At 39.5% G+C, this 2,756-nt stretch carries 2 protein-coding genes, 6 tRNA genes and 1 rRNA gene; 1 reads left to right on the forward strand and 8 read right to left on the reverse strand.

What is annotated here, in order from left to right; all coding sequences use genetic code 11:
* Window positions 1–204: 204 nt before the first annotated feature.
* Window positions 205–519, forward strand: coding sequence for a DUF6951 family protein (locus IWB18_RS12265; RefSeq protein WP_195683909.1), 315 nt, complete (start codon window positions 205–207; stop codon window positions 517–519).
* A gap of 22 nt (window positions 520–541) precedes the next feature.
* On the opposite strand, the gene IWB18_RS12270 is transcribed toward IWB18_RS12265, so the two are convergent.
* From IWB18_RS12270 to rrf, 8 genes are all read right to left on the reverse strand, one after another.
* Window positions 542–1,879: an NCS2 family permease gene (locus IWB18_RS12270; protein ID WP_195683910.1), complete on the reverse strand. Its 1,338-nt coding sequence runs from the start codon at window positions 1,877–1,879 to the stop codon at window positions 542–544.
* Window positions 1,880–1,999: 120 nt separating this feature from the next.
* A tRNA-Lys gene (locus IWB18_RS12275) sits at window positions 2,000–2,075 on the reverse strand.
* 3 nt (window positions 2,076–2,078) lie between these two features.
* Window positions 2,079–2,163: transfer RNA gene (locus IWB18_RS12280), tRNA-Tyr, on the reverse strand.
* 9 nt (window positions 2,164–2,172) lie between these two features.
* A tRNA-Thr gene (locus IWB18_RS12285) sits at window positions 2,173–2,247 on the reverse strand.
* An 82-nt stretch (window positions 2,248–2,329) separates the two neighbouring features.
* A tRNA-Asp gene (locus tag IWB18_RS12290) sits at window positions 2,330–2,406 on the reverse strand.
* A 68-nt stretch (window positions 2,407–2,474) separates the two neighbouring features.
* A tRNA-Glu gene (locus tag IWB18_RS12295) sits at window positions 2,475–2,549 on the reverse strand.
* 3 nt (window positions 2,550–2,552) lie between these two features.
* Window positions 2,553–2,627 (reverse strand) — tRNA-Asn (locus tag IWB18_RS12300).
* Between the two features lie 4 nt (window positions 2,628–2,631).
* Window positions 2,632–2,748: ribosomal RNA gene (gene rrf, locus IWB18_RS12305) — 5S ribosomal RNA — on the reverse strand.
* Window positions 2,749–2,756 lie beyond the last annotated feature (8 nt).

Consider the following 2,756-nt stretch of genomic DNA (forward strand, 5'->3'; position numbering starts at 1 on the left):
TTCTTTACGAATTATTCTTTGAAAAACAACAGTCTGTCTCAATTTAATATGAGACAGACTGAAAAAGAGACATTTTCTAACGATAATTACTTTAAAAAAAAGAGACATTTTCTCAAGTTATTGACAAACTTTTATTATTTGTCCTTGTTTTTCTTATACCAAGAGGGGTATAATGTTTTTAAATAATCTTTCTGGGAGGTAATCATGTCAACAGTATTTGTAAAACCTGGAGTGTGTGGGCTGGATACAACAATAACAGTTGAAAAAGTTGGCCGCAGCGGTGTAAAGGTATCAATGGATACCAAGTGTCCCTACGTTAAAAAAATGGAAGCAGATTTACAGGAAATAGACGGTTTTTCAGAATGCTTCAGTAAATTCGCAGACTCGAAAGTTTACCAATCTGCAAATAACAATTGCAAGCATCTTGCTTGTCCTGTCCCTAGCGGTATCATAAAGGCTATAGAAGTTGAAAGTGGCTTGGCCTTACCAAGAGATGTTGAATTCAATATACAAAAATAGCGAACCATATGGTTCGCTATTTTTAGATCAAGAAGTATAATACAAACAATAAAGCTACAAAATACATTACCGGGTGGATGTCTTTTCTTTTTCCGGTCAATAATTTGACCACTACGTAAGATATTCCGCCAAAGGCTAAACCATCAGAAATACTGTAAGCAAGCGGCATCATGAAAATCGTCATAAAAGCCGGTAAAGCTTCGGTATAGTCGTTAAAATCTATATCCACCACATGTTCCATCATGAACAAACCAACAATGACTAGTGCCGGTGCTGTTGCAAATGAAGGAATTACTGATATTACCGGACTAAATATCAAAGCCAGCAAAAATAATACTCCCGTTGTAAAGGCAGTCAAACCGGTTCTTCCACCATCAGCTACTCCTGAAGCACTTTCAACATAAGTTGTAGTAGTTGATGTTCCCAGAACTGCGCCTGCAGTAGTCGCAACGGCATCTGCCATGAGAGCTTGTTTTATTTTAGGCAGTTCGCCCTTTTCATTCAAAAAACCTGCTTTGGTTGAAACGCCAATCAAAGTACCTAATGTATCAAAAAGATCAACAAATAAAAATGTAAATATTACCATTAGAAATTGAATCGAAAAAATGTTTGAGAAATCAAACTTAAATAATATCGGTGAAAGAGAAGGTGGTGTCGAAATTATTCCGGACGGAATCAGGGAATACATCCCCAACTCAGGATTTACAACATAAATTCCAGTTAATTGACAAATCAACCCAATTAAATAAGTTGCCAGGATGCCCCATAAAATAGCCCCTCTGACTTTCCTTACCAACAATACTACTGTAATAACTATTCCAACTATTGTCAAAATTGCAGCTATGGATCTTAGATTTCCCAAACCCACCAAGGTTGCATCATTGCTAACAATAATTCCAGCATTTTGAAATCCTATAAAGGCAATAAACAGGCCAATACCTACGCCCACAGCCTTTTTTAAAGTTGTCGGTATTGCATTGAACAATGCTTCCCTGACATTGAAAACACTCAATAAAATAAAGATAAGTCCTTCTGCAAATATAGCTGTCAATGCCAATTGCCAACTATAGCCCATTTGTAAAACCACGACATATGCAAAATATGCATTTAGTCCCATACCAGGTGCCAAAGCAAATGGATAATTGGCATAAAATGCCATAATAAAAGTACCGATAGCTGCAGCTAACGCAGTGGCTGTAATCAGAGCATTAAAATCCATGCCTGTTGCCGAAAGAATACTAGGATTTACGATCAAGATGTAGGCCATTGTCATAAATGTTGTAATACCCGCCATGATCTCCGTTCGAATCGTTGTATTGTTTTCTTTCAATTTAAAACGATTTTCTAAAAATGATTTCATGATTTCCTCCCTCATAAATTTAAATTAAGACTTTATCATTTTAACATATTTTATGAAAATAATAAAAATTTTCATAAAAAAAAGTCTTCCGTGTTTTTGAAAGACTTCTGTTAATAAAGATGGTGACCCATCCGCGACTCGAACGCGGGACACCCTGATTAAAAGTCAGGTGCTCTGCCAACTGAGCTAATGGGTCAAATGGTGGGGGAAAGAGGATTCGAACCTCTGAAGGCGCTGCCAACAGATTTACAGTCTGCCCCCTTTGGCCACTCGGGAATTCCCCCATAAAATAATGGAGCTGGTGATAGGAATCGAACCTACAACCTGCTGATTACAAGTCAGCTGCTCTACCGTTGAGCCACACCAGCATAAATAACTATTATTTGATTTTGTCAATCCTTATACTTGTTGATAATCAACTTCACTTTTTAAAAGTTTCGTTTAAATAAATGGCGACCTGGAAGGGACTCGAACCCTCGACCTCCAGCGTGACAGGCTGGCATTCTAACCAACTGAACTACCAGGCCGCAGTAAGTCACAAGCAAGCTTGGACTTATAAAATTTGTCTATTCAAATAGACTGTGTTAAGACATAATGGTGACCCCTAGGGGACTCGAACCCCTGTTACCGCCGTGAAAGGGCGGTGTCTTAACCGCTTGACCAAGGGGCCAAATGGCTCCCCAGGCTGGATTCGAACCAGCAGCCTACCGGTTAACAGCCGGTTGCTCCACCTTTGAGCTACTGAGGAATGAATCCCGCAGCGACATACTCTCCCAGGACGTCGCCATCCAAGTACCATCTGCGCAGGAGGACTTTACTTCTGTGTTCGGGATGGGAACAGGTGTAGCCCCTCCGCCATTGCCGCGGAATTACTTTA

The sequence above is a fragment of the Alkalibacter mobilis genome (genome assembly GCF_015594845.1).
Lineage (GTDB): Bacteria > Bacillota > Clostridia > Eubacteriales > Alkalibacteraceae > Alkalibacter > Alkalibacter mobilis.

Coding starts and splice junctions, on each gene's coding strand:
- IWB18_RS12265 (WP_195683909.1), top strand. CDS start 205: ATGTCAACAGTATTTGTAAAACCTGGAGTGTGTGGGCTGGATACAACA.
- IWB18_RS12270 (WP_195683910.1), bottom strand. CDS start 1,879: ATGAAATCATTTTTAGAAAATCGTTTTAAATTGAAAGAAAACAATACA.